The sequence below is a fragment of the Legionella nautarum genome, assembly GCF_001467895.1.
Taxonomy (GTDB): domain Bacteria; phylum Pseudomonadota; class Gammaproteobacteria; order Legionellales; family Legionellaceae; genus Tatlockia; species Tatlockia nautarum.
In genome coordinates, this window is record NZ_LNYO01000013.1 from 1,072,044 (window position 1) to 1,098,018 (window position 25,975).

Below are 25,975 nucleotides of genomic sequence, written 5' to 3' on the forward strand. Positions count from 1 at the left end.
CTAACCTCTCGATTCGATGGGAATAAACTTTCTTGGATCAGGACCAGTATATTCGGAACTCGGCCTAATTAAACGATTGTCTGCTCGCTGCTCAAAAATATGTGCAGACCAACCAGTAATCCTAGACATAACAAAGATCGGCGTAAATAAATGAGTGGGAATACCACAATAGTGGTAAGCCGAGGCACTATAGAAATCAAGGTTAGGAAATAGTTTTTTCTCACGACGCATCACCGCTTCTACACGTTCCGAAACTTGAAACAGCAGCACATCATGTTTAGCTTCAGCCAGTTTATGTGACCATGTTTTAATAATATCAGATCGAGGATCACAGTCTTTGTAGACCCGATGACCAAAGCCCATAATCTTTTCTTTTTTAGCCAACATATCCATTAAAATACGCTCAGCTTCATCGGGACTCTTGAATTTCTCCAGTAATTCCATAGCTGCTTCATTTGCTCCACCATGCAAAGGTCCGCGCAGAGTTCCTATTGCCGTTGTAACAGCAGAATAAAAATCAGCCAATGTTGCTGCAGTCACTCGAGCGGCAAAGGTTGACGCATTAAACTCATGCTCTGCATAAAGAATAAGCGATACATTCATCATATGACGCTCAAGTTCGGATGGCTTTCGGTCATGTAAAAGAGTGAGAATATGACCGCCTACTGTTGATTCATCACTTTCTCCACTAATTTCTTTTCCTTGAAAATGGTAAGCATACCAATAGCACATCATTCCAGGAAATAAGGCGAGTAAGCGATCAGCGATATTATATTGCTGCGCAAAATTTTCTTCGGGCTCTAAAGTTCCTAACATAGAACAACCAGTACGCAACACATCCATCGGATGGGTGTTTTTGGGAATTAATTTTAGTACTGTTTTTAATGCACTTGGCAAATGTCGTAAGCTAACCAGTTTATCGGTATATGAGTCTAACTCAGAGCGCGTAGGCAAATGACCATAGTGCAATAAATAAGCGACTTCTTCAAACGTTGCATGCTCAGCTAAATCATCAATGGAATACCCTCGATAGTTTAAACCTTCCCCTTCATGACCTACAGTAGCTATGGCTGATTGCCCAGCAACTACCCCAGCCAAACCTCCTGCTGATTTATTGACCATCCTCACCCTCCATTAATTGGTCTAGTTTTTTTTCATAATCGTGATAACCAAGTACTTCGTATAATTCATTCCGTGTTTGCATTTTATCAATTAGATTTTTTTGCGTGCCTTGTTGATTAATCGCTTTATAAACAGCTAAGGCAGCGTAAGACATCGCTCTGAATGCACTAAGGGGGTATAAAACCAGTTGCACGCCTGCTTTGGCGAGCTCTTCTCGGGTAAATAAAGGTGTTTTGCCAAATTCGGTAATATTTGCCAAGATTGGTACATCAAAATGCCGACTGAATTCTTTATATTCATCAAGGGTTGTCATGGCCTCAGGAAAAATCATATCAGCACCTAACTCCACACAAAGTTGCGCCCGCTCGATTGCTGCATTCATCCCCTCTACTGCATAAGCATCAGTGCGGGCCATGATCACGAATTCATGATCTTTTCGCGCATCCACTGCGGTTTTTATTCGATCAGCCATTTCCTGTATAGAAACTATCGCTTTGTTGGGACGATGACCACAGCGTTTTGCTAAAACCTGATCTTCAATATGGATTGCCGCAACGCCCGTGTGTTCCATTAACTGTACAGTTCTAGCGATATTAAACGCATGCCCCCATCCTGTATCGACATCCACTAGAAGTGGAAGCGAACAAGCTTGCGTAATCCGTCTTGCATCCTCCAGCACTTCGGCCAAACTAGTCATGCCCAAATCAGGCAACCCATAAGATGCATTAGCAACACCAGCTCCTGATAGATAAATAGCTTTCGAACCAGCTGACTCAGCAAGCATCGCAGAATAGGCATTGATTGTTCCAACAACCTGTAATGGTGAATTATCTTTGACCAAACTACGAAAATGCTTGCCTGCAGAATAAGACATTAGATTCACTCCTTGATAATGAAAAGCATTTTTATCATGCTAGTCATTCAATGACAACTTCAATGTTTGTCACGGGATAATTTAGTAAATATATAATGCCACGCAAAGCTTTTTCTGGGGAGCTTTTTTTAATTAAACTTATTATTTGTAGTTGAGGATCGATTCTTACAGTGGTAGGTTTGTTAACCTGTTGATGCAAATCGCGTCAACAGGTTAACAAAATAGCTAGGCTTATTTAGCAGAAACTTCTTTCCACCAATTTGTTCTGGTTTCAGTAGCCCAGTGGCCATCACGCATACGGGCAACAAATTCTTCTGTTTTCTCAGGGGTAGACATTTTGGAATCAAGCTTTATGCACCAATCCCAATCACCTGTAGTAGACCACATTTTTTCGACGCCATCCCATCTGGCCATCTTGCTTAAATCATCCCATGATTTATCAGTTTTCATAAAAATAACACTGTTCCATGCGTTCATCATGATAACTATCCTTAGTTTGTTGAAGAAAGTAGCCTAAGCAATAAATGCCCAGGTTATTTCAGCATAGAACAAGAATTTAAATCTTGCCATGTACTTCTTAAATATTCGAAGGAGTCTCAAATTACCAAATGCCCTTTCAGATACCATTTACAATGTCCTGAAATATAAACTCGGTCATTAAGAACTTCACAATGAACTTCTCCTTTGCGGAAAGATCCTTGTATGGCATCTAAAACTTTTTTATTAAGACGCTCTGACCAAAACGGGGCAAGTACGCAATGCGCCGACCCTGTAACAGGATCTTCTGGAATATAGTGTTTCGGGTAAAAGCAACGTGAGTAAAAGTCAACCACATTGGAACTGGAGGTTAAAATAAGCCCACGTTTGGGTAGTTTAACGAGTGCTTTAAGGTCAACTTGAGCATTTAACACTTTAGTTTCGTCGGCAAGTAGAATGAGATAATCCAAATCACTTTCATAAACATCGAGACAAGGTTTATCAATCAAATCCGCAATCAGCTCAGGATTAGGACTCAACATGTAGGAGAGTCTGGGAAAATCTAAAGTATAACGATTTGACTTTTTCTTAACCGAAAGCTGGCCGCTAAGGCTGGAAAAACTAACCATATCGCCTTTACTCTTACCCAATTCATGCAGAGCAAAGCCAGCCGCCAAAGTCGCATGTCCGCATAAACTAATCTCTCCATTCGGCGTGAACCAACGGATATGGAAATTATGTTGTTCGTCCTCGATGACAAAAGCTGTTTCAGATAAATTATTTTCGACTGCAATTGCCTGCATGAGTTCATCATTAAGCCATTCACTTAATAAACATACAGCAGCAGGATTGCCGTAAAACACTTTATCAGAAAAAGCATCAATTTGAAAAATTTCAATGCTGTCCACAACTGCCCTCATCAAGGAAATTATGGTTGGCAAGAGTAACGATCTCGGCATGGATAAGCAAGCCTTTCTTTTAGTCCGTTATTGCAGTGACGTCGAATAGAAAATGAACAAATTTAGCAAGCTAACTCATAGGAAATAGGCAATTCCTACGAAGCTTAGATTATTCGCACAAAATCCATAGATGTTTTTTGTACAGACGATCTTATTTCAGTCCATTCAATTTCTGACAATTCATCATCCGTCAACTCAATTGACATCGGCAGAAATTTATCCCTTCCAAAAGAGTAAGAAAAATCCCTTAAAATGATTGATATGTCTCTCATTAATTGATTTGAGTCCGTTTGTTTCAACTCGCCCAGAGCTAATGAAAAACAATTGAGTACTGAATTTAAATTTGCCTTTGAATATTCCATAATAACTCCCTTTACTATTCAAATATAAAGTATAGAACATGAAAATGAACATTAACTTAAAACGATTATTTTAACGCCGGTTTTGGATGAGAAAGATTAGCGATCCAGTCTTTACCTCAAGCCGTCGCCCTGAGGAGCCACAAAAGCGGGGGCTCGAAGGGTTAAACAATGTGGTTATCCGAGACTTCAAGACAGCGCTGCGCGCTTCCTCAGTGCGAACGGGATAAACCAAACTTCGAAACGGGCAAAAGTCCTCCTCAAGACGAACGATTCTTAGCGCTTAGACCTCACTGACGTTATTTTAAATTTTTAATGATTGTTTTAAGCAAAAACCGAGCCGGAGATAAAGACTGTGTCATAGATCTTGTTATAAAACTCGGATCGTTATTAATATGCGAGGCCAGCCACTCGGCACATAAAGGGATGGTAGTTAATCCTCTTGATCCAAAACCAGTACAAAGGAATAAACCTGGATAATAGAGTCCAGCTTCCGCAATCCATCGTTTAGAATTTGTAGCCAAAGAAGAAAAGCGAGATGAAAACCGTTCTGAGTCTGGTACAGCTCCGACCAAAGGCATGTAATCGGTTGTTGCCGCTCTGATCCCCGTCCAATTGTTTTTTATTTCATCAGTCCAAGATATTAGAGCCGGTATTTTTGTTAATTTATTTAAATTAGCGATATCATCAGCAAAATTACTCTCTTTGTTTAGCGATTCTAGGTGATAACTTGCACCAATTGCATGTAGACCCTCATGCTCAGGCAATACATGGCCATCAGCACATAAGGGTATTTTTAATTTGGTACTGTGCTTATTGCTGGCTATCATTGTCATTTGCCCACTAATGGTTTTAAGAGGTAAATGTTCTGTTTGTATAAATTGTTTTGCTTGATAACCATTAGCAATAACTAAAATTTCTGCAGAATATTCCCCGGCCTGCCATTTTCCTTCTTTAAAAATTAATTCCGACACGAAAGTATCTGGAATCCTACGAATGCCTGGAGTTTGATGTAGAAGTTCGCATAGAGCTTGAGAATCAATCCATCCTGATTTGGGAATAAATAAGCCTCCTGCTGCCAATTCGATACCGGTTATTGCCGAAGCTTGTTGTGCATCAACCAGTTTGCCAAGTTCTGGATAGGCAGCTAACCACTGGCTTAAACTGTCTTGAGCCGCTCGCTCTCTTTCATTAAAAGCAAATTGCAATAATCCTGATAATTGACCAATCGGCTGTTTTTTTAATAATTGCTGGTATTGACTGCTAGCAAACAAAAAAGCAGAGAGCATAAATTGAGTTAAGGGCGAGTGATAAGCTGATAATTTGGGATATAAAACGGCTTGTCGATTACCGGAAGCGCCCTGGCCAACACGATTATTCGCATCAATTAAACTAACCTGCCACCCACGTTTAGCTAAGGCATGCGCAGTATAGCAACCGGCAAGGCCTCCCCCAAGAACAATTGCCGTTTTGGTTGCTAGTGGCAATACGCGGGCTGCGTGCCAGGGTGTTGAGCGTAATTTTCTATTAGCAAATGACACTTCTTGGAACTGAGCAGTCAGCATGTCGCGTTTTGCACCAAATCCTTTGATTTTTTCCACCTGAAAACCCACTGCTTGTAAATTTTTTTTTACTGCAGCTGCTGCGGAGAAAGTAGCCAAGGTGCTTCCTTGTTTTGAGAGAAGTGCAATGATTTGCAATAAATCAGTTGACCACATTGCTGGATTTTTAGCGGGTGCAAAACCATCCAAAAACCATGCATCAATCGAATTGCTTCTTAACTTCGGCTCAAGTTCTACATCGCCACAAATAAGCAGTTGTTGAAAACAAGTCGTCGCATCACCCAGCATCAAGGTTAAATTAATCCGCCCTTGTTCAAATTGTAAATGATGAAAACCAGGAGTCAGTACGGGATAACTCTCAATGAACTCATTCGCTTGTTCTTTTAACTCTGGCCATAAATTTAAACAACGAGCCAAGTCGTCTTTTGTTAAAGGATATTTTTCACAACTGAAAAAATGAAGGCGTGCATTCTTTGGCGCAAACTCTAGCCACAAAGACCAAGTTAATAAAAAATTGAGTCCCGAACCAAACCCTGTTTCAGCAATTAGAAACGATTCATTGGATAAATTCTGCCAACGCTCTATCAGCTTATTACCATCGATAAAAACATGTCTTGTTTCAGCCAAACCATTTTCTTTGGAAAAATAAATATCAGCAAAAGATTGAGAAAACGGTAAGCCGTCACACCATAGCAAATTGGCTGTTTCTATTGGTACAAAAGGATTACTCACGAACAATTACTCATTTAAGCGGGAATGGCCTGTTATCTATTTAAAAAAAATTATCGAAAATTGTTCAACTATATAAATGTTGGGACAAAGTCCATAGCTATCAGACTAAGCCTAACTACTTATAACTCTAATAATTAACCGTTCGGACTGAGGAGGCGTTCATGCCGTCTCGAAGTCCCACATCAGGATACAAACTTCGAGACGGTCTTACGCCCCCCTTCAGTCCGAACAGAGCCACATAAAATATGGAACATCACCTTAGCCTGATGGTTAAGAACCAAGGCTCAACCTACTCTCGCGGCATTATAACCGAATCCGTAGTCGATCTTAAATCGTTTTCTTTCTGCACATCGGACTGCTGGTTGATCCACTGTTTAAGTTTTGGCACGACCATCATAAGAATTAATGACGATACAATAGCCAATAAACCAAGTTTTAGAAAAATAGGGCTATACTCCTGATTAGTCATCAAAGGGGAAATACTGTTGCTTCCGGCCGTCATCCAATTTGAACTATAACTCGACAATGTAGCGCCTACCCCCATTGCTAACATCCACATCCCCATCATAACGCCCTGCAGTGAATTAGGTGCCACTGCACCAACCATTGCATAACCAATCGGCGAAATGAGAAGCTCACCCGCACTTTGTAAAATAAAACTAGCGGCAATCCAGCTAGGAGAAACCATTCCTGATGCATCGGCTTTGGCAATTCCAATCGGCAGCACTAAAAAGGCTAATCCGATAAGCAATAAAGCGCATACAAATTGAGTGGGTATATTAATTTTAATCCCCCAAGAACGCATCCGATTCAGTAAAAAGCCTAAACTTGGACCACCAATCACGATGCAGATGGTATTAATACTTTGAAACCATTGAGGAGGAATCGTGAGCCCCAACCAATGTCGCTCAACATTGTGTGCTATAAAATGAGTCAAACCCATTGGAGCAATTAAAAAGAGGGTCCAAAATACCGTGCCAACCCCCATTAGTCCTGCAAAAGCAAACATTTTTTCACGCGCTTCACGGCTTGTCTGCTGAAAGGCAAGCCCAATAATAGTACCCAGCATGAGGAACCCGATGAGCAAAACCAATTTATTAGCCCAATTAGCAAAATGAAGCAGTGGTATAAGCAATAAAGGCAAGATAATTATTAGCCCCAGACTATAAAGATAAAATCGACGTTGTTCCGATTTTTTTAACTGTGAATAGGCGGTATTTTGATCCGCTAAATTAGGCCAAAAATAGAGGCATAAAAATAAAGCAATTAAATTACCTAAACTGCAAAATAAAAAAAGTCTTTGATAATCGTGGAGCAACTGAAAATAACCGCTTAAACTGAAACCAATAAAAAGTCCAAAATTCATCGCCGAGTAATTCCACAAAAAAGCAGTTTCCCGACGATTATCCTTGGGCTGGAATCGCTGAGTGAGCATGCAATTGATACAGGTCACATTTAAACCACAGCCGGCTAAAAAAGTAGCTAATCCATAATTAAAACAAGCCTCGTTCACAGTCGCTAATAAAATACAGCCAATAATTTGCACACACATGCCTAAACAAAAGAGTGCGCGATAGGATAAAAATCGTCCTCCCCAATAGCCTCCTAATAAATGCAGGGCGAAATTAGCAGCAAAAAAAATTCCAGTAATGCTATTTGCTGACTGAATAGATAAGCCTAACTTATCGGTAATGAATAAAGCTAAAGTCGAATAGAAGACACTAAAACTCAAGATAGAAAAGGTTTGCATGAAAAACAACGAAACAGTCCCTGGCGGTAAATTTCTTCTTATTGCAACGCTGTTTTCCACAGTTGACATTGAAAAGGCCCCTTAATATCGTCATTGTCTCATCAAGGAATTACTCTTATCTCTACTTACCGCAGCTTGACCGGGGTATCCAGAAGCGCTCATCCCCTTATCAAGATCCCTGGCTCCCTCGGACAAGTACTGGGACGTCGACGAAGGGTTTATGCCCTTAATAGCAACAGTGGCGTTGAGGTCCAACCTACCCTTGATTCATAATGACGACAGTTCAGTTTTTTAAAAAACCAAAATTAAGAAGAAATATTACATGCAATTGTTTAACTGTCTATGCACATTTAAGCCTCTGAGCAATCTTTTACAAAAGTCTGAAATTTCTTTACATTCCGCATTAAAAAGTCTCATCCCAAGCAATTTTGGTTACTATTGTGGCAAGATGACAATTTTTAAGATAGACTCCTTCTTGCGATGGAATTTGCAGGAAGAATAGTCAATGTCTGAGGTTACTTATCTTAGATCTTCATTTAATCAGGAAGACCGCTTTAACTCATTTTAGAGATTTTCAGCTATATACTTGAGTATACTTAATTTGCATGAAAACAAAATCAAGCTGATTTGGGGACCCTACCATGCATAACAAAATTTATTTAACAGGTATAGAAAAACGCCCCGGTAAGTCGTTTGTTTCATTGGGCTTTCTATCAATCATAAAAGAACAGCAAAAATCATTGCGTTGTTTCAAATTATTTTCTGAATCGGATGAATCCCAAGTTCCCTTGTTGGAAGATATTTCTCAACAAAAACTTAACCCGCTCATGAACGTTAACCAAGCAATTTCGTTAATGCGTACCCAACCGGATGACTTAGTTGCTACAGTTCTTGAAGCGACCAAAACAGTTAACAACAATACCTTTACCTATTTCGAGGGCACTGATTTTGAAAGTGATAATGACGTTTTTGAATATCAATTCAATTTAACCCTCGCTTATCAACTGAATTGCGAAGTTGTTCTCGTTGTTTCAGCTAAAAATAGAACGCTGGAGCATACTCTGTCTTTATTGAACACTGCTTTAGAAGTCAGCAAAAAAACGCATGCTCGCGTTGTGGGCGCCATTATTAATCAAGTAGAAAATATTCATGAGAATGAGGCCGCTAAACTGTTCCATAAGCATTTTTCAAAGTTACCCTTTTTAGCGATTATTCCAGAGTTTGAACAATTGGCTCATCCTACCATGCGCGATATTGCGAAAAAATTACAAGCAGAGGTTTTATTTGGTAAGTTAGAGCTGCAGCGCTCGGTTAGACAATTTTCAATCGCTGCTAAAACGGTAGGTCATTTTTTAGAATCAAGTTTGGACAGAAATGGAATGCTTATTATTACCCCTGATGACCGAATCGACATTTTACTAGGTTCTTTACTCGCAGACCAATCGGCCTACTACCCTAAAATTGCCGGTCTCGTTTTAACCAACGGCGAGCATCCAGGACCGATTATCAGTGAGATTATTGCCGGTCTGGAGCATCCTTTTCCTGTCTTACTAACCAAGCTTAAAACTTATGATACAGCCACAACCCTCTTTTCTGCAAAATACGGTTTAAGTCAATCCGATCCTGAACGAGTAAAAATTGCTCTAGAAGCAATGCGTCCCTATTTTGCCAAGCCCTTAATGAAATTACTCAGCGATACTTCCTATAAACCACAATTAAGCCCGGCGGTATTTTTGTATGAGTTAATCAATAAAGCGAAGCAAGATAAACAACATATTATTCTTCCAGAGGGAAGCGATCCGCGAATCTTAACCGCAGCAGACTATTTACTGAAACGCGACATAGTCAACATTACTTTGCTGGGGAAATTAGAAAAAATTCAACTCCAGGCGAAACGTTTAGATTTAGAGCTTCCTGGTGTCAATATTATTGATGTTGAGAAATCTAAAAAAAAGGAAAGCTATGCGAATCAATATTACACACTAAGGCAACACAAAAATATTAATTTACCTATTGCTCTAGAACGGATGAATGATGTGAATTATTTTGCCGCTATGATGGTCTATTGTGGCGATGCCAACGGAATGGTTTCCGGAGCCACCCACACTACGGCAGATACGGTCCGGCCAGCATTGGAAATTATTAAAACAAAACCCGGCGTTACCAAAGTTTCCTCTATTTTTATTATGTGTATGCCATCACGGGTGCTCATTTATGGCGACTGTGCTATCAATCCTGAGCCGGATAGTAAAACACTGGCTGAAATTACCATTCAAGCAGCACAAATTGCTAAAAACTTAGGGATAGAGCCTAAAGTTGCCCTTTTATCTTATTCATCCGGCGATTCAGGCAAAGGTGAAAGCGTCGAGAAAGTCGCAAAAGCAATGGATCTTGTCAAAGAGCGACAACCCAATTTACTAGCAGAAGGGCCTATTCAGTATGATGCTGCAGTGGACTCTCAGGTTGCCGCGAAAAAATTGCCTAATTCAAAACTTGCTGGTGATGCCAATGTGCTTATTTTTCCAGATTTAAATACTGGAAATAATACTTATAAAGCAGTCCAACGTGAGAGTGGTGCTCTGGCAATCGGCCCCGTTCTACTTGGTTTAAACAAACCAGTCAATGACTTGAGCCGTGGCTGTACGCCGGAAGATATTATTAACACCATCTTAGTCACAGCCATTCAGGCGCAAGGAGATAGACAATGAATATATTGACCCTGAATGCTGGAAGTTCTTCTATCAAATACAAAGCCTATCAACTCATCGATCAACAACTTTCGCCTTTGGTTTCAGGTTTAATTGAAGGCATAGGAGAATCTGAAGGTGCATGGCATCACACAAAGACCAGCAAGGAAACACAGAGCCATCATTTTAAAAACCATGAACAAGCGTTTGCAGCCTTAGCCAAACAACTCAAAATTGATCTCGAAAATTATCCCATTCGTGGTGTAGGGCATCGAGTAGTCCATGGCGGTAAACACTATTTTGAACCTACTATTATTAACGACGAGGTATTGCAAAATATTCGTGCGCTTTCTAAGCTCGCCCCGATTCATAATCCAATTAACGCGGAAGGAATCCAATTTGCCCGGCAACATTATCCCAATGCGGTGCATGTAGCCATTTTTGATAGCGGTTTTCATCATACAATGCCGCCTAAAGCACGTCAGTATGCGATCAATGCTGAAATTGCAATGACCTATCAAATTCAACGTTATGGCTTTCATGGAATTAATCATGAATATGTTGCACGACAAGCAGCTCTTTTTTTAAACAAACCCTTCTCATCCTCTAATGTGATAACCCTTCATTTAGGAAATGGTGCAAGTGCTTGTTTAATTAAAAATGGCCAGTCAATGGACACCTCTATGGGGATGACGCCTTTAGCCGGGCTTATTATGGGTACTCGTTGCGGGGATATCGACCCTGCGATTACTCTTTATCTTCAACAACAAGGATTAGAAACTGAAGAGGTAGATGAACTATTAAATAAGCGCAGTGGTCTAAAAGGGATTGCCAATGACAATGACATGCGCCGGCTCGTTAGTCGTGCCTTGGCTGATGATGAATCGGCTCAGCTTGCCATAGACATGTATGTCTATGCTATTCAAAAAATGATCGGCGCTTACTGCAGTCAATTAGCTGATTTGGATGCCTTAGTATTTACTGGTGGAGTCGGTGAAAATGCTACATTGATACGAGAAAAAATCATAGCGCCCTTGCATCACCTAGGGTTTAAATTAGATAAGGAATTAAACATAGCTCATAGCAAAGAAACCTGCCATCCGATTTCCAAATCAGGTAAACCTATTTTAGTTATTCGTGGCGATGAAGAAGCGCTTATCGCAGAAAAGGTGGCTCTTTGTATTAAGTGAAATTATTAATTCAACAATGTTGGGCCAAGGCCCAACATTTTAATCAACCAGAGTTTCGAGCTCTTGACTCGCTTTACGATAAAGTTGTTGGGCAAAACTATAGTTCGTTGCGACAAATCGCTTTTTAATTGCTAAAACTTTCTCATGAGAAAGACGGGCACCGTATTGCCCCACGACTTCTGTAGCCGCTTTATTAGCCAATTCAATCGCTAATTGCGGAGCATAACCATGCGTTATGGCGTAAAGATAAGCGCCCGCAAACATGTCTCCAGCACCAACCGTATCAATTGCTTGTGCGGCAATTGTTGGAATAACGACAAGTTCATTATCTATCGCGAGCATAGCGCCTCTACTACCACAAGTGACAACCAAATGTTTTGCAAAAGGTTGCAAAAGTGCAACAGCAATTTCCAAATTATCAGCTTGGCTAAATAACAGCGCCTCTTCCTCATTGCAAAATAAAAGATCGACTTTTCCATCAATGATCGTGAGTAATTCATTTTTAAAATAACGAACCATATTCGGATCAGAAAGCGTCAAGGCCACTTTTGTATTCGCTGCGCGTGCGTGTTGTCTAGCAACTAATAATGCTTTTCTTGCTGTGGGGGAAGTAACTAAATACCCTTCAAGATAAATATATTCTGAGGAGGCAATCGCATCTAAATCAAGCACTTCTGGACACAAGGTTTCAGAAATACCTAAATGCGTATTCATTGTTCGTTGCGCATCCTCTGTTACTAAAACTAGACATTGACCCGTCACACCTGGAGTAAGTGTTTTTAAAGTCAAATTACAATCAAGACCTAAGGCTGTTAGTTCTCCCAGAAATAAACGACCTGCCTCATCATCAGCTACTTTACAACTATAAAAACCGCGCCCTCCAAACTGACTGAAGGCGATCATAGTATTAGCTGCAGAACCTCCACAGCCGCTGTGACAAAACGAATCCGCTAAAGCGTCCGTTAAACGATGATGCGTTGCTTCATCCGTGAGTGTCATGACGTTTTTTTCGATATTTAGTGCTCGCAAAAACTCATCATTGACTACAGCATCTCTATCTAACAAAGCATTACCTACACCATAAACATGGTATTTCTTCATTAGGCCCTAACTCCTGATAAACTTGCTAATACAGATTCGGCAGCAAGATGGGTTAAACGAAGTTCTTCCTGATGATGAGCAGCGGATACAAACCCTGCCTCATACATTGAAGGTGCAAAATACACCCCTTTTTGCAGCATACCATGGAAAAATTGTTTAAATAACGTTTCATTTGATGAAGCAACATCCGCGTAATCAAAAACTTGCTTCTTATGATTAAAGCAAAATCCAAACATTCCACCTAAAGAGGCACAATTAAAAGGAATATTAAAAGCGTCCACAACTTCGGCCAAGCCCTTAATCAAAGCATCGGTATTTGCAGAAAGTTGCTCATAAAAACCTGGTTTTTCCAATTCAGTTAAAGTAGCTAAACCTGCTGCCATAGCTAAAGGATTACCTGATAAAGTACCAGCCTGATAGATAGGACCCTCAGGAGCAAGATGGGACATAATCGCAGCCTTGCCTCCAACAGCACCAACTGGCATGCCACCACCAATTACTTTCCCTAAAGTCGTTAGATCGGGGTTAATACCAAACACCGCTTGTGCACCACCCAAAGCAACCCTAAACCCTGTCATGACTTCATCAAAGATAAGTAAAGCATTATGAGCATCACAAAGCTCGCGTAAACCTTCCAAAAAACCAGGTTTAGGTAGGACAAACCCCATATTACCCGCTACAGGTTCGAGAATAATGCCGGCAATATCATGGGAATATTCCTCAAACAGTCGAGCGGTTTGCTCGAGGTTATTGAAATCGGCGGTGAGGGTATGCTCTGTTATACTGGCAGGAATACCTGGCGTTGAAGGGATACCTAAGGTTAATACACCCGATCCCGCTTTAACCAGTAGACTATCACTATGTCCATGATAGCAGCCATTGAACTTAATAATTTTATTTTTACCGGTATAGCCGCGTGCGAGGCGTATGGCAGTCATTGTGGCCTCAGTACCGGAATTGACCATGCGTAGTTTTTCAATATTCGGCATCAGAGCAATAATTTTTTGCGCCAGTTTGACTTCTAACTCAGTAGGTGCGCCAAAACTCATTCCACTAAGTAATACTTCGGTTACTGCATTGACCACTGATGGATAGCAATGACCGAGAATTAATGGCCCCCACGAACCTACATAATCAATATAAGAGCGGTTATCAACGTCGATTAGGTAAGCGCCTTTCCCTTGCTTGAAAAAAATAGGCTCGCCACCTACTCCTTTGAATGCGCGTACCGGTGAATTTACCCCGCCGGGGATAACCGCTTGCGCCTGGGAAAATAATTGTTGAGAATTAGTCATGACTGCTCCATTGCCTAAAATAGGCGATTATTTTACCTTATTTACCAGCATGGACAAAATTATATGAGGCTAAGCTTTACAATCAGGCACGCAATAGCTAAATTAGCCCCTTTAAATTTAGAGCAAAAACAAATGCAAGAGTACAAAAAATATATATGCGTTATCTGTGGGTTTATTTATGATGAAGCCGAAGGATGGCCAGAAGATGGTATTGAACCCGGAACTCGTTGGGAAGATGTCCCAGAAAATTGGTTCTGTCCTGATTGTGGTGCAGGGAAAGAAGATTTTGAAATGATAGAGATTGAATAGCTAGTCGGATGGGTTGATTTAAGGCTTCGAGACAACCTGACGGCTCCGGTCATCCTCAGGCTCTCGAAGGACTCAGCCCGAACGGATTGATAGCTGAAAAACATTATCGTTTTTAATTAACCGTTAGGGCACTGAGGTATCCCCACGAAATTAAATATATACTAGTTTAGTTCACTGATTGTTTTGTTTATACCGTTCGCACTGAGCAAGCGCGCAGCGCTGTCTCGAAGTGTCGCAAAAGACCCTTCAAGAACATCAGGATGACCGGAGCCGTCACGAAGCCTAGCTATCCCCAACAAACAATCCTAGAACGGTTTCACAACCACCAATAACACAATCCCAATCAACAACAGCGTCGGTAACTCATTAAATATTCGATAAAATCTAGGCGTTCTACTATTTTTATCTTGCGCAAAGGCTTTACGAAAATGCCCGCAAGTTAAATGATAAATCCACAATAAAATCACCAAACCTAGTTTCGCATGCATCCAAGGCGTTTTTAAATAATACGGTAGATTATAGCTAAACAATAAAATACCTAGCAATGAAGTTAAGAGTGCCGATGGCCAAGTAATACCGAAGTAAAGACGTCGCTCCATTACTTTAAAACGCTCAATACTTAGTTTATCCGCAGCTTCTGCATGATAAACAAACAGTCTTGGTAAGTAAAAAAGCCCGGCAAACCAAGCAACCATGGCAATAATATGAAACGCTTTTATCATTAACATTTAGTTTCTTCTCTTATGTTTGCGGCGTGAATCTCTAACCAGGTTAAGTAATTCGACACCTAAGGAAAATCCCATAGCAAAATAAAGGTAGGCACGTGGAACATGGAAACTGAAACTATCTGCCACTAATAAAGTGCCAATCAAAATTAAGAAACTCAAGGCCAACATTTTAATCGTAGGATATTTTTCTATAAATTGACTAACTGGTTCACTGGCATAAATCATCACTAATATTGCGCAAGTAATTGCCATGGCCATAATCCAAAAACGAGAGGTCAAACCCACTGCTGTTAGCACGCTGTCTAATGAGAAAATAATATCCATGAGAGCAACTTGCAACACTACCGCTTTGAAAGATATTGAGTGATTTTGCTTTTCTTTATATTCGATGACCTCTACACCTTCCATCTCATTGTGGATTTCTTGGGTCGCTTTTACGATCAGAAACATACCGCCGATGAGTAAGAAAATATCGCGCGCAGAAAAAGAAAACTCAGCGACAGTAAATAAAGGATGGGTCAATTTTGATAACCAAAGCGCGGAAGCCAATAACATCAACCGTGTTACCCAAGCAAAAGTTAAGCCCCAACGCCGTGCATTTTTTCGCTGCTCTTTGGGTAATTTTTCCGTCAGAATCGACAAAAATACCAGGTTATCTATTCCAAGGACTATCTCAAGAATAATTAAGGCAAGAAGACTAAAAATAATTTCTAAAAATTCCATTCGACCACAGATCTAATAATTTTAAAGGCACCTATTGTCTATCGAATACAGTAAAAGGTAAATGATTCACTTTTATATTCATTACCGTTATAATATTGCCGCATTCTACGAGCCAGTTGGTGACCACAATAATTAAGTTAATTAAAAAGCTGTTACGTAAAACAAGGACTAATCAACCGCCCGTTGATCTTAGCTATATTATTCCACGCAGCCATCATAATTTATCAAAAACTGACGTCAGTCCCAATGCCCTAAAAGTTTTGAATCGTCTGAATAGTTCAGAATTTCAAGCTTACTTAGTAGGTGGTTCTGTGCGTGATCTTTTACTCGGCAAAGCACCTAAAGATTTCGATATAGCCACCAATGCTACCCCCAATGAAATTAAAAAATTATTTCGTAATGCCCGAATTATTGGCCGTCGATTCAAACTAGTTCATATTATTTTCCACCGCGAAATTATTGAGGTGGCTACTTTCAGAGGTTCAGAAAGTCATGAAATTGATGACAACCAACAGACCAATGAAAGAGGAATGCTCGTTCGTGATAATGTCTACGGTACTCTTGATCAGGATGCCTGGCGACGCGATTTCACCGTTAACTCACTTTATTACAACATTGATGACTCTTCTATTGTTGACTTTACAGGCGGAGTAAAAGATGTGCACCAACGTACAATAAGGCTCATCGGGGATCCAGAGGTTCGTTACCAAGAAGACCCAGTGAGAATGTTAAGGGCGGTTCGTTTCAGCGCCAAGCTGCATTTTGATATTGCCGAAGAAACAGCAGCGCCTTTACCCAAGTTATGTCACTTAATCAAACATGTCTCAAGCTCTCGTTTATTTGATGAAATGACTAAACTTTACCAATGTGGTGAAGCGGAATCCGTGCAACGCCTATTAGTAAAATATGGTTTATTTGCTCATCTATTTGAACAAACCCACCACTTATTATCCAGTGATTACCCTGTCAATGCTTTACTTGGTATAGCCTTGGAAAATACGGATACTCGCATTCGCGACAATAAACCTGTTACACCAGCTTTTTTATTTGCAGTATTACTTTGGTTCCCCTTAAAAGACAGAGCGCTTCGTTTACAAAAAGAAGAAGGAATGGATCCGTTGCCCTCTCTAGAAAAGGCAATGTCACTGATCATTTCAGAACAAAATCAAGTAGTCACTATTCCTAAACGTTTTACGCAGGTTATGCGTGAAATATGGTTGCTACAATTTCGTTTTCCAAGACGCTATGGTGGTCGTGCCTACAATTTATTACAGCATCCACGATTTCGGGCTGCTTTTGATTTTCTAGCACTAAGAGCACTCGCTGGTGATGAATCGATGGAACTTGCACAATGGTGGACAAGTTTTCAAGAGGTATCTGAAGCTGAACAAGCCAATATGATTGCTTCCTTACCTAGCTCACATACTTCATCAAAACATCGACGACGCCGTAAATCAAAACCTGCTACCTCATGATTCTTTGTTATCTAGGTCTAGGGTCTAATTTAGACTCTCCAGAACGACAACTAAGAACTGCTATTGACGCCTTACGCAAATTACCTCATTCCCGACTTATCGAAGTAGCAAGTTTTTATCGTAATGAAGCTTGGGGTAAAAAGACTCAACCCAAATTTACCAACACGGTAGCTTCTTTGCGCACTCGGCTCACCCCACAACAATTACTAAAACATTGTCTAGAAATTGAGCAGAAGCAAAAACGAGTCCGTAAAACAAGATGGGGAGCTAGGACACTCGATATCGATATTCTTCTCTATGGCTCTATGAAGATCAACAGCACTAAACTCACCATACCTCACCCAAGGATGCATGAACGCGATTTTGTCCTTAAACCCTTACAGGAATTACTCAAATCAACTTAAGACTTACTGATAGACACAGGAAGAGATCCCCAGCAGAGGACACAAGAATTACAATTAAATAAAATTAATTCAACCAACCGCTTAATTTGATGTTATCTTTATCCCTATCTAAACTAAAATTAACTAGACAGTCTTCTAAGCGAGGGAACCGTGTATACTACTATCTTACATCCCACTGATTTACGCGAAAATCATTTTGATATGAGTAAACAGGCAGTGCAAATTGCCTCCCAGTTTAACGCTAAATTACATCTACTGCATGTTATTGAACCACCGGCAACCTATCAACTTGCTCAAGGTTTAGGATTTACTGAGTTGGCTGTGCCTGTTAAAGAAGATGCTGAGACAGTAATGAAGTACTTAGGAGAGGCCCTTGATATTCCTCCCGAACAACAACATGTCCAAGTTGGACCAATCAAGCAACAAATTATGGCGATGGTAAATAATCTGGGTTGTAATCTTGTTATCATCGGTAGCCATACGCCTAGAGCTGTCCCTGCATTTTTGGGGAGTACAGCTTATGCAGTGATTCATCAGGCTCCCTGCGATGTGCTAACGATACGGGCGCAAGAAGAATAGCCATAGCTCGTAGTTTTGGCTAACAAATCTACTTGCGCTTCTTAATATGTTTCATCAACCTTTTTTTCTTTTTGATCTGTCGATCACTTAGCTTATTTTTCTTATCCTTGAACGGATTTGCTGACCCTTTAAACTCTAACCTTAAAGGCGTTCCGACCAAGCCTAGATGAGTTACAAATGCTTTAGTCAAATATCGCTTATAGCTATCAGGCAAAGAATCAAGTTGATTTCCATGGAGGACAATAATTGGTGGATTATGTCCGCCAGCGTGAGCATAACGCAATTTAATTCTTCGGCCATTTACAGTCGGTGGATTATGCTGACTCACAAGATCTTGCAGCAATCGAGTCAACTGTGGAGTTGAAAAAGCTTGGGTAGCTGAAGCATAGGCTTGTTCGATGTCTTTAAATAACAAGCCTACTCCGCTACCATGCAATGCTGAAATAAAGCGAATTTTAGCAAAATGCACAAAATGCAAACGGCGAGTTAATTCCTCGCGAACTTTTTCTTTATGTTCTTCATCTAAACCATCCCATTTATTGACTGCAATAACTAAAGCTTTACCGGATTCAATAATAAAACTTAAGATATGCATATCCTGCTCCGTTAGCCCTTCGCGAGCATCGAGCAGCATCATACAAACGTGAGATTCTTTAATAGCTTGTAGTGTTTTAATGACGGAAAATTTTTCAATTTTTTCATCAACGCGTGAGCGTCTGCGCACTCCTGCGGTATCGATTAAAATATAAGGTTTTTCATCTCTCACAAAAGGAATAGCTATGCTATCTCGTGTAGTTCCTGGCATATCATAAACCACCACACGTTCCTCGCCGAGAATTCGATTAATTAGTGTCGATTTCCCAACATTGGGTCTGCCAACAAAGGTAATTTTGATTGCCTTGCCTTGTTCTGCTTCTTCGACAACTTCACTATCGATTGGTAGAGCCTGCATTAAAGAATGCATTCCTCGCCCATGTGAAGCGGAAATAGGATGGACTTCACTAAATCCCAGGCTTTGAAATTCAGAACAAGCAATTTCTTCATCCAGTCCATCAGTTTTATTCACGATAAGAAAAACTGGTTTATTAATTTTTCGCAATCGCAGGGCTATATTTTCATCAACACCAGTTAAACCAGACCTACCGTCGACCAAAAAAAATACAATATCAGCCTCTTCAAGAGCTAGATTGGACTGTTTTGACATCAATGCATCTACAGCTAAATCATCAACCCCTACGCCGCCAGTATCAATGACGATAAAAGGTTTATCATCGTATTCTGCTTGACCGTACTGTCTATCCCGGGTCAGTCCAGGAAAATCAGCAACTAATGCATCCTGAGTTTTTGTAAAACGATTAAAAAGAGTAGATTTGCCGACATTGGGTCGGCCAACCAAAGCAATAACTGGGATCATTAATTAGCCCACCAAATAACGACTTAATTTACCATCTGCGGACGTAATATAAATATTATTACCGACAACAGAAGGCGCAGTAATAATAGAACTACCTACTTCAGCTCGAGAAATTAATTCTCCATTTTGAGTTGCTAAAACATGTAATAAGCCAGTTTTATCACCCACAACTAACCGATTGCCCATAATAACTGGTTCAGTCAACCCTCTGGCTTTAAGAGCAACCTGCTTCCAATTAACTTGACCACTTTGTCTATTAACAGACCAAACAACATCATCACTATCCGTTAAATAAATTGTTTTACCATCAATCGCCATGTTTTTATAAACAGAGGCAGGTTTACGCCATATAAATTGACCATCGGTTAATGATAATGCGCCGACATAACCTTGATAACTAGCCAGGTAGGCGATATTGCCGCGGACAATAGGATCTGCACCAATATCAACTAGGCGCTCAACATCGCTTGCTCCACTCGCATAAGCAATGCTTCGACGCCAAACTAGACGACCTGTTTGCAAATCAACTGCATCCATTTTGCCATCTGAATAGCCAACTAAAGCTAAATTTCCTACAATGACCGGCGATGAGCTTGCTTTTAAAATAAGGCTTGGCGCACCGTGATCAGAAAGCCATAGCTTTTCTCCATTCGCTATATTAAACGCATATAAATTACCGTCGATTGTTTTAGCAATGATTTTATTACCTACAATCACCGGTTTTGATAAGACTTCCCCTGAGAGTTTAGCCTCCCACAGTTTTGTGCCGTCGGATTGTTTTAATAGAATAAGGCTTGACTTGTCTGTACTCACCGCTATAGATCCTGCTGCAACAGATGGGCCACTAACCAAATTCTCAGATAACTTTTTTGACCACAGCAATTTACCGTTCGAGCGATTAATGGCCTGTATTAAACCATTCGCATCAGCGGTGTACACAACCTTGCCCACAATTTCGGGGGACAATTTTAAATTGGCACTGGATTTTTGAGAGCCACCAACAGGGACTGACCATTTTTCAACGACTTTTGCCTTCGTTGAAATCGGTTCTAAATTGCTTGGTGTAGGTGTGTTATCCTTACCCAACATGTAATCATCAACTTTAGAACAGGCTTGTAATGAAACACATAGAGCCAAAATCACAAATTTATTGTTAATACGCAACATAATTCCTCTTATTAAGCTGATTGCAAGTTGCTGTCATCTGCATTCATTGTTTGAGCAAGAGCAGCTAACTCATTAGTTTTCATTTCAAGAAAAAGATTGCCCATTCCATTAGTACGCACTTCCGTGATCGCCTCTTTATACGAATGAATTGCCTGCTGATAATTTCCAGTTGCAGCATAGATATCTCCCTTCAACTCATTTACCACAGGCTTATAAGTCGAATCATCCATTATTGCTAATTCGGCCAACGCCTTATCGTATGCTTTTTGTGCTGCAAACAGTCGAGCCATCCGCAATTTTGCGACTTGTTTTAATGCAAGCATTTTTGAGTGAGTTGCAACATAATTTAAATTTTCCTGGGCCTTATCAAATTGATCACTAGACACAAACAGTTTAGCCAAAGTCAGGCGTGCTGCATCAGCATATACAGTGTTTCCATAATCCTTGATCAATTGGTTTGCATAAGACTGCACGCCATTATTGTCTTGATTTGAAAAAGCAACCATAAGCCGTTCATAGGCCGAGGATGCTTGAGTGCTTATTTTCTCTTGATGCCAATTCCAATACCTATATCCAGCAAAAACTAATAACAGCGCCGATAAGATCACTGTGATGAGATTACTGTATTTGTTCCACCATTTCTTTATTGCTGCTAATTGTTCTTCCTCTGTCATATAAACAGACATCATACTCTCCTACACTCTTACTGAGTTTGAAATGACATGCTTTGTAAACTTGGTTTTAAGCCGCTACTAACTCGCCTTGTAAATAGCTAATTAATTGCTGTCGTGGAATGGTGACTTGCTCTTCCTGCTTACGCAAATTTTTAACTCCTATTGTACCTTGGGTAATTTCATCTTCTCCCAAGATCAAGGCAAATTCTGCCCCGCTTTTGTCCGCTTTACGGAATTGACTTTTAAATCCTCCACCTACGGTATTAGTAATAACTAACCAATCTTGATTTGCATCGCGAAGTTTTTCTGCAAGAACCAAGGCTTCTCGCATTGCTTCATCACTACTCGCAATAATAAATATCGAAGGAATGGGTGTATTGTCTTGTACAACAGCTAAAGTTTCTAGCAATAGAAGTAACCGTTCGGCACCCATTGCAAAGCCAACTGCAGGAGTTGGGTTACCACCTAAGTGCTCGACAAGCGCATCATAACGACCACCGGCACACACAGTTGCTTGGCTTCCTAATTTATCGGTAACCCATTCAAAAACGGTATGTCCATAATAATCTAAACCGCGAACTAGAAAAGGATTAATTGAATAAGGGATACCTAATTTAGCTAAGCCTTCACATAGCTCAGAAAAGCGTTTTTGACTTTCCGCTCCAAGCGAATCAATCAGTCGGGGCGCTTCTTGAATTAGGGTTTGCAGATCTGGATTTTTACTATCAAGAATACGCATTGGGTTTCTATCTAGGCGTCGTTTACTATCTTCATCAAGCTTGTCAAAATTAGTTTTAAAGTAAGTCACTAACTTTTCCCGATAGACCTGGCGCTCTTTTAATTCACCTAGGGTATTAATTTGTAACTGAACTTCTTGATTAATGCCCAAAATAGTCCACAATCGCTGGCAAATAGCGATAAGCTCGAGCTCTATCGCAGCACCACTAATTCCTAGGGCTTCAACGCCAAACTGGTAAAATTGCCGATATCGTCCTTTTTGTGGTTTTTCATGGCGAAACATTGGTCCCATATACCACAGTTTTTGTTGCTGATTATGCAATAATCCCTGCTCTAAGCAGGCTCTTAAACAACCAGCTGTACCTTCTGGCCTTAAAGTTAAGCTATCACCATTTAAGTCGCTAAAGGTATACATCTCTTTTTCCACAATATCAGTCACTTCGCCAATAGTTCGCTTGAACAACTGCGTACTTTCTAGTAGTGGAAAACGTATTTCTTGATAACCATACTTTAGAAGGCATCGAGTAAATACTGCTTCAAGTTGACGCCATGATGGAGTTTGTTGAGGTAAAATATCATTCATACCTCTTACTGCTTGGATTTTCTCAACCACCTTGAGTCTCCACTGCTGTGATCTGATTATTATTTGGGGGGGTAAGCATTGAGCGCATTTTAGAAAGATCAGTTAACCTAATATCTGTTTCTGTTTTTATTGATTGTTCTGCAACAATCGGGCTAGATTTTGCTGAAAAAATTTGTGAATTATCTTTATTTTTCTGCCACCAGATTCCTACTGCGACAGTTGCTGCAACAGCAATAACACCTGTTAATACACGAACAACACGTTCACCTTTGTGGGTTTCCCTTTTACTCTGCCACAAGGCCTTTTCTAATTTTCGCTCAGTTGAATACATGCTATTAAAAATTTCCAATAGCGGCTCTACAGGTACACCAAGTAATTTAGCATAGGCGCGCAAATAACCTTTAATAAAGACCGGCTCGGGCATTTGATCGTAATCATCTGCCTCTAAGAGTTCAATAATTCTAACTCTCAGATGTAGTTTACCAGCTACGTACTCTTGACTATATCCTCTTTTTTCTCGGACCCGCGCGAGCTGCATACCAGGTTTCTCGTGAGTACCGTTTTGAATTTCATCCATTATTATTGTTGTCATTCTTTTCTCCGGTAGAGTCCTTAAAATTATTTAGCTTAGTCAACTGTTGCTTATAAGCCGCCTCAAATTCTGTTTTTCCTGATCTATGCGCTGCATCGATTGCCACAATCAGTAACCTAGGATCATTCATAGTCATTTCTTGGTAATTTTGCAAATGCTTTAATGCCCCATTGGCATTATTTTGTTTAAGCTCAATTTTAACTAACTCATAAAGTGACTGTTTCCGTTGGGGATCATGCTTAAGTGCTTTGACAAAATAACTTCTAGCCCTAGAATAATCTGGAATTGCCGCTAGGCATATTCCTGCATTTTCATAGGCTCCCGCTGAATTAATATAATGTACGTCTTTGACTGCATTTAAAAAATACCCTTCAGCTTGCTTATACTTACCCAATCGACATAAAAAAGCACCATAATTATTCAATTGAGTCCCACTATTTGCAGCTAAAGATAAGGCTTTTTGGTAAAAAATGCGAGCTTCCTTTAGGTCTCCAGTTTTTTCTAGGTAATAAGCCATTGCGGCGTTTACATCAGCTGAGTCAGGTGCTAGGTTTAAAGCAGTCAGTAATTTTCGTTTTGCCCTCGGTCTATCACCTTGGTTTAAATAGGCTATACCCAATTGAGTATTATAAATTGCCGCATCCTTTTGCTTTTGGGATCGGATGACCTGCTCCGTATTCAACATTTCATGTTGACAAGCTTGCAACAATATCAAACCTAAACCTAGCAACAGTCGGAACAAATTTAACACAATTAATTAGATAGCATTTAAAAGATTGGCCATTATAGCATTTAAAAAAAGTTACGCACTCTTTTCTATTCAACTTGCTTTTTCGGGATAAAATGCAGTTTTTGCCAACGTTGAGAACGACTGGTTCTGTCTTTCACTTCCCCTGCAAGTTGCCCACAAGCTGCATCAATATCATCCCCTCGGGTCTTTCGAGTAATCGTATTGATTCCTTTGGCAATTAATTTTTCTCGAAAAGCATCAATAGCCTGTTGCGAAGAGCGTTTATATTGAGTCAAAGGAAAGGGGTTAAATGGAATTAGATTTACTTTTGCAGGCACATCTCGCAATAATTTAATCAACTGCTCAGCATGCTCCGGTTGATCATTAATCCCCTTTAACATGACATATTCGAAGGTTACTTTTCGTTTAGGCTCATTCTTGAAGTAGCGTTTACATAAAGCCATTAATTGAGCCAGGGGGTATTTCTTGTTTATAGGCACTAATTCATTACGTAATTCATCATTGGGGGCGTGTAGAGAAACAGCTAAAGCGACAGGACTTTCTTCTCGCAACCGCTCAAGTTCAGGTAAAACACCAGAAGTACTGAGCGTCACGCGTCGTTTTGATAGACCATAAGCAAAATCATCCATCATCAGATCCATCGCTGCTACGACATTATCAAAATTAAGTAAAGGCTCTCCCATACCCATCATTACCACATTTGTTATTTTTTTATCATGTACGCCATCGTGTTGAGATAATTCTCGTACAGCTAGCCAAACCTGACCAATAATTTCTGCGGTAGATAAGTTACGATTAAACCCCTGCTTTGCTGTTGAGCAAAAGCTACAGTTTAATGCGCATCCTACTTGTGAAGAGACACAAAGCGTTCCGCGATTCGCTTCGGGAATAAATACGGTTTCAATACAATTGCCACACTCCAGTTTCAGTAACCATTTATGCGTACCGTCACTCGACTTTTGGCAGGTAACAATTTCAGGCAAACGAATCTCAGCAAGTTCGCTAAGTTTATCGCGCAGGGCCTTGCCCAAATTGCTCATTTGTGAAAAGTCATGAAAACCAAATTGATGAATCCACTGAATTATTTGTTGTGCACGATAGGGTTTTTCACCGAGTTCACTGAAAAAATTCCGCATTTGCTGATGATTGAAATTCAATAAATTAGTTTTCTGACTCATCACTTACTCCACAGACATTGAAATTAGATAATCCTTCCAATGCAGTCTAAATCAAAATTATCTTTCGCAAATTTCATGGGGCTCGAAGAAAAAAGCCACTTCTTGAGCAGCAGTTTCTGCGCTATCAGAGCCATGTACTGCGTTAGCATCAATGCTATCTGCAAAATCCGCACGAATCGTACCTGGAGCAGCTTCTTTAGGATTGGTTGCACCCATTAGTTCACGGTTTTTAGCAATGGCATTTGGACCTTGCAACGCTTGAATCATGACTGGGCCAGAAATCATAAAACTGACTAAGTCATTAAAAAAGGGACGTGCTTTATGTACTGCATAGAAGCCTTCAGCTTGTGCGCGAGTAAGATGGGCCATTTTGGCAGCAACAATTTTGAGTCCTGCTTTTTCAAAACGTGAATAAATTTCCCCAATAACAGATTTAGCAACTGCATCGGGCTTGATAATTGACAGCGTTAATTCGTTTGTCATAAAAGACACTCCAGTTATAAGATTAAAGCGCAATATTATACACGAAGTGAGTGCTTTGTAGCTAATAAA

General features: G+C 40.2%; 25 protein-coding genes. 6 read left to right on the forward strand and 19 right to left on the reverse strand.

Annotation, left to right across the window (positions count from 1 at the left end; genetic code table 11):
• The 7 genes from prpC to Lnau_RS08190 form a co-directional block, all read right to left on the reverse strand.
• Window positions 1-1,122: a bifunctional 2-methylcitrate synthase/citrate synthase gene (gene prpC, locus Lnau_RS08160; RefSeq protein ID WP_058504624.1), complete on the reverse strand. Its 1,122-nt coding sequence runs from the start codon at window positions 1,120-1,122 to the stop codon at window positions 1-3.
• On the reverse strand, window positions 1,112-1,996 hold the full coding sequence (gene prpB, locus Lnau_RS08165; protein ID WP_058504625.1) for a methylisocitrate lyase: 885 nt from the start codon (window positions 1,994-1,996) through the stop codon (window positions 1,112-1,114). The genes prpC and prpB overlap by 11 nt, the downstream gene beginning before the upstream one ends.
• A gap of 231 nt (window positions 1,997-2,227) precedes the next feature.
• A complete protein-coding gene (locus Lnau_RS08170) occupies window positions 2,228-2,473 on the reverse strand; it encodes a hypothetical protein (protein ID WP_058504857.1) in 246 nt (81 codons plus the stop codon).
• Window positions 2,474-2,592: 119 nt separating this feature from the next.
• Window positions 2,593-3,381 carry a PhzF family phenazine biosynthesis protein gene (locus tag Lnau_RS08175; protein ID WP_058504858.1) on the reverse strand — a complete coding sequence of 263 codons (789 nt, stop codon included), beginning with the start codon at window positions 3,379-3,381 and terminating at the stop codon, window positions 2,593-2,595.
• Between the two features lie 155 nt (window positions 3,382-3,536).
• Window positions 3,537-3,794 (reverse strand): hypothetical protein, encoded by a 258-nt coding sequence (locus tag Lnau_RS08180; protein ID WP_058504626.1) that lies wholly within the window; start codon window positions 3,792-3,794, stop codon window positions 3,537-3,539.
• A gap of 296 nt (window positions 3,795-4,090) precedes the next feature.
• Window positions 4,091-6,085 carry a bifunctional tRNA (5-methylaminomethyl-2-thiouridine)(34)-methyltransferase MnmC2/FAD-dependent 5-carboxymethylaminomethyl-2-thiouridine(34) oxidoreductase MnmC1 gene (gene mnmC / locus Lnau_RS08185; RefSeq protein WP_058504627.1) on the reverse strand — a complete coding sequence of 665 codons (1,995 nt, stop codon included), beginning with the start codon at window positions 6,083-6,085 and terminating at the stop codon, window positions 4,091-4,093.
• A 289-nt stretch (window positions 6,086-6,374) separates the two neighbouring features.
• Window positions 6,375-7,904, reverse strand: a complete 1,530-nt coding sequence (locus tag Lnau_RS08190; RefSeq protein WP_058504628.1) for a peptide MFS transporter — start codon at window positions 7,902-7,904, stop codon at window positions 6,375-6,377.
• Window positions 7,905-8,476: 572 nt separating this feature from the next.
• Here Lnau_RS08190 and pta point away from each other — a divergent pair.
• Together pta and Lnau_RS08200 are read left to right on the forward strand one after the other, a co-directional pair.
• Window positions 8,477-10,543 (forward strand): phosphate acetyltransferase, encoded by a 2,067-nt coding sequence (gene pta, locus Lnau_RS08195; RefSeq protein WP_058504629.1) that lies wholly within the window; start codon window positions 8,477-8,479, stop codon window positions 10,541-10,543.
• A complete protein-coding gene (locus Lnau_RS08200) occupies window positions 10,540-11,712 on the forward strand; it encodes an acetate/propionate family kinase (RefSeq protein WP_058504630.1) in 1,173 nt (390 codons plus the stop codon). The genes pta and Lnau_RS08200 overlap by 4 nt, the downstream gene beginning before the upstream one ends.
• A 39-nt stretch (window positions 11,713-11,751) precedes the next feature.
• On the opposite strand, the gene Lnau_RS08205 is transcribed toward Lnau_RS08200, so the two are convergent.
• Entirely contained in the window at window positions 11,752-12,813 is a 1,062-nt protein-coding gene (locus Lnau_RS08205) for an adenosine kinase (RefSeq protein WP_065240261.1), read from the reverse strand.
• On the reverse strand, window positions 12,813-14,108 hold the full coding sequence (gene hemL, locus Lnau_RS08210) for a glutamate-1-semialdehyde 2,1-aminomutase (RefSeq protein ID WP_058504631.1): 1,296 nt from the start codon (window positions 14,106-14,108) through the stop codon (window positions 12,813-12,815). The genes Lnau_RS08205 and hemL overlap by 1 nt, the downstream gene beginning before the upstream one ends.
• Window positions 14,109-14,240: 132 nt before the next feature.
• Here hemL and Lnau_RS08215 point away from each other — a divergent pair, with 132 nt between their 5' ends.
• Complete coding sequence (locus Lnau_RS08215; protein WP_058504859.1) at window positions 14,241-14,417, forward strand: rubredoxin; 177 nt, start codon at window positions 14,241-14,243, stop codon at window positions 14,415-14,417.
• Between the two features lie 305 nt (window positions 14,418-14,722).
• Here Lnau_RS08215 and hemJ read toward each other — a convergent pair whose 3' ends face one another.
• Together hemJ and Lnau_RS08225 are read right to left on the reverse strand one after the other, a co-directional pair.
• Window positions 14,723-15,145 (reverse strand): protoporphyrinogen oxidase HemJ, encoded by a 423-nt coding sequence (hemJ, locus tag Lnau_RS08220; protein WP_058504632.1) that lies wholly within the window; start codon window positions 15,143-15,145, stop codon window positions 14,723-14,725.
• A complete protein-coding gene (locus tag Lnau_RS08225; RefSeq protein WP_058504633.1) occupies window positions 15,146-15,868 on the reverse strand; it encodes a TerC family protein in 723 nt (240 codons plus the stop codon).
• A 128-nt stretch (window positions 15,869-15,996) separates the two neighbouring features.
• Here Lnau_RS08225 and pcnB point away from each other — a divergent pair, with 128 nt between their 5' ends.
• The 3 genes from pcnB to Lnau_RS08240 all read left to right on the forward strand — a co-directional run bounded on the left by pcnB (window position 15,997) and on the right by Lnau_RS08240 (window position 18,326).
• Window positions 15,997-17,343 (forward strand): polynucleotide adenylyltransferase PcnB, encoded by a 1,347-nt coding sequence (gene pcnB, locus Lnau_RS08230; protein ID WP_420795479.1) that lies wholly within the window; start codon window positions 15,997-15,999, stop codon window positions 17,341-17,343.
• Entirely contained in the window at window positions 17,340-17,747 is a 408-nt protein-coding gene (gene folK / locus Lnau_RS08235) for a 2-amino-4-hydroxy-6-hydroxymethyldihydropteridine diphosphokinase (RefSeq protein WP_058504634.1), read from the forward strand. Before pcnB ends, folK begins: the two co-directional genes overlap by 4 nt.
• A gap of 150 nt (window positions 17,748-17,897) precedes the next feature.
• Window positions 17,898-18,326: a universal stress protein gene (locus Lnau_RS08240; RefSeq protein WP_058504635.1), complete on the forward strand. Its 429-nt coding sequence runs from the start codon at window positions 17,898-17,900 to the stop codon at window positions 18,324-18,326.
• A 28-nt stretch (window positions 18,327-18,354) separates the two neighbouring features.
• Here Lnau_RS08240 and der read toward each other — a convergent pair whose 3' ends face one another.
• The 8 genes from der to ndk all read right to left on the reverse strand — a co-directional run bounded on the left by der (window position 18,355) and on the right by ndk (window position 25,906).
• On the reverse strand, window positions 18,355-19,740 hold the full coding sequence (gene der / locus Lnau_RS08245; RefSeq protein ID WP_058504636.1) for a ribosome biogenesis GTPase Der: 1,386 nt from the start codon (window positions 19,738-19,740) through the stop codon (window positions 18,355-18,357).
• 3 nt (window positions 19,741-19,743) lie between these two features.
• The gene (gene bamB / locus Lnau_RS08250; RefSeq protein ID WP_058504637.1) at window positions 19,744-20,907 is read right to left on the reverse strand and encodes an outer membrane protein assembly factor BamB; all 1,164 of its coding nucleotides are present in this window, start codon (window positions 20,905-20,907) and stop codon (window positions 19,744-19,746) included.
• Between the two features lie 11 nt (window positions 20,908-20,918).
• Entirely contained in the window at window positions 20,919-21,593 is a 675-nt protein-coding gene (locus tag Lnau_RS08255; RefSeq protein ID WP_058504638.1) for a YfgM family protein, read from the reverse strand.
• Between the two features lie 55 nt (window positions 21,594-21,648).
• The gene (hisS, locus tag Lnau_RS08260; RefSeq protein WP_058504639.1) at window positions 21,649-22,932 is read right to left on the reverse strand and encodes a histidine--tRNA ligase; all 1,284 of its coding nucleotides are present in this window, start codon (window positions 22,930-22,932) and stop codon (window positions 21,649-21,651) included.
• Window positions 22,925-23,494: a helix-turn-helix domain-containing protein gene (locus tag Lnau_RS08265; protein WP_058504640.1), complete on the reverse strand. Its 570-nt coding sequence runs from the start codon at window positions 23,492-23,494 to the stop codon at window positions 22,925-22,927. The genes hisS and Lnau_RS08265 overlap by 8 nt, the downstream gene beginning before the upstream one ends.
• Window positions 23,472-24,203, reverse strand: a complete 732-nt coding sequence (gene pilW / locus Lnau_RS08270; protein ID WP_238585937.1) for a type IV pilus biogenesis/stability protein PilW — start codon at window positions 24,201-24,203, stop codon at window positions 23,472-23,474. The genes Lnau_RS08265 and pilW overlap by 23 nt, the downstream gene beginning before the upstream one ends.
• A 107-nt stretch (window positions 24,204-24,310) precedes the next feature.
• On the reverse strand, window positions 24,311-25,423 hold the full coding sequence (gene rlmN / locus Lnau_RS08275) for a dual-specificity RNA methyltransferase RlmN (RefSeq protein WP_058504642.1): 1,113 nt from the start codon (window positions 25,421-25,423) through the stop codon (window positions 24,311-24,313).
• A gap of 57 nt (window positions 25,424-25,480) precedes the next feature.
• A complete protein-coding gene (ndk, locus tag Lnau_RS08280) occupies window positions 25,481-25,906 on the reverse strand; it encodes a nucleoside-diphosphate kinase (protein ID WP_058504643.1) in 426 nt (141 codons plus the stop codon).
• Window positions 25,907-25,975 lie beyond the last annotated feature (69 nt).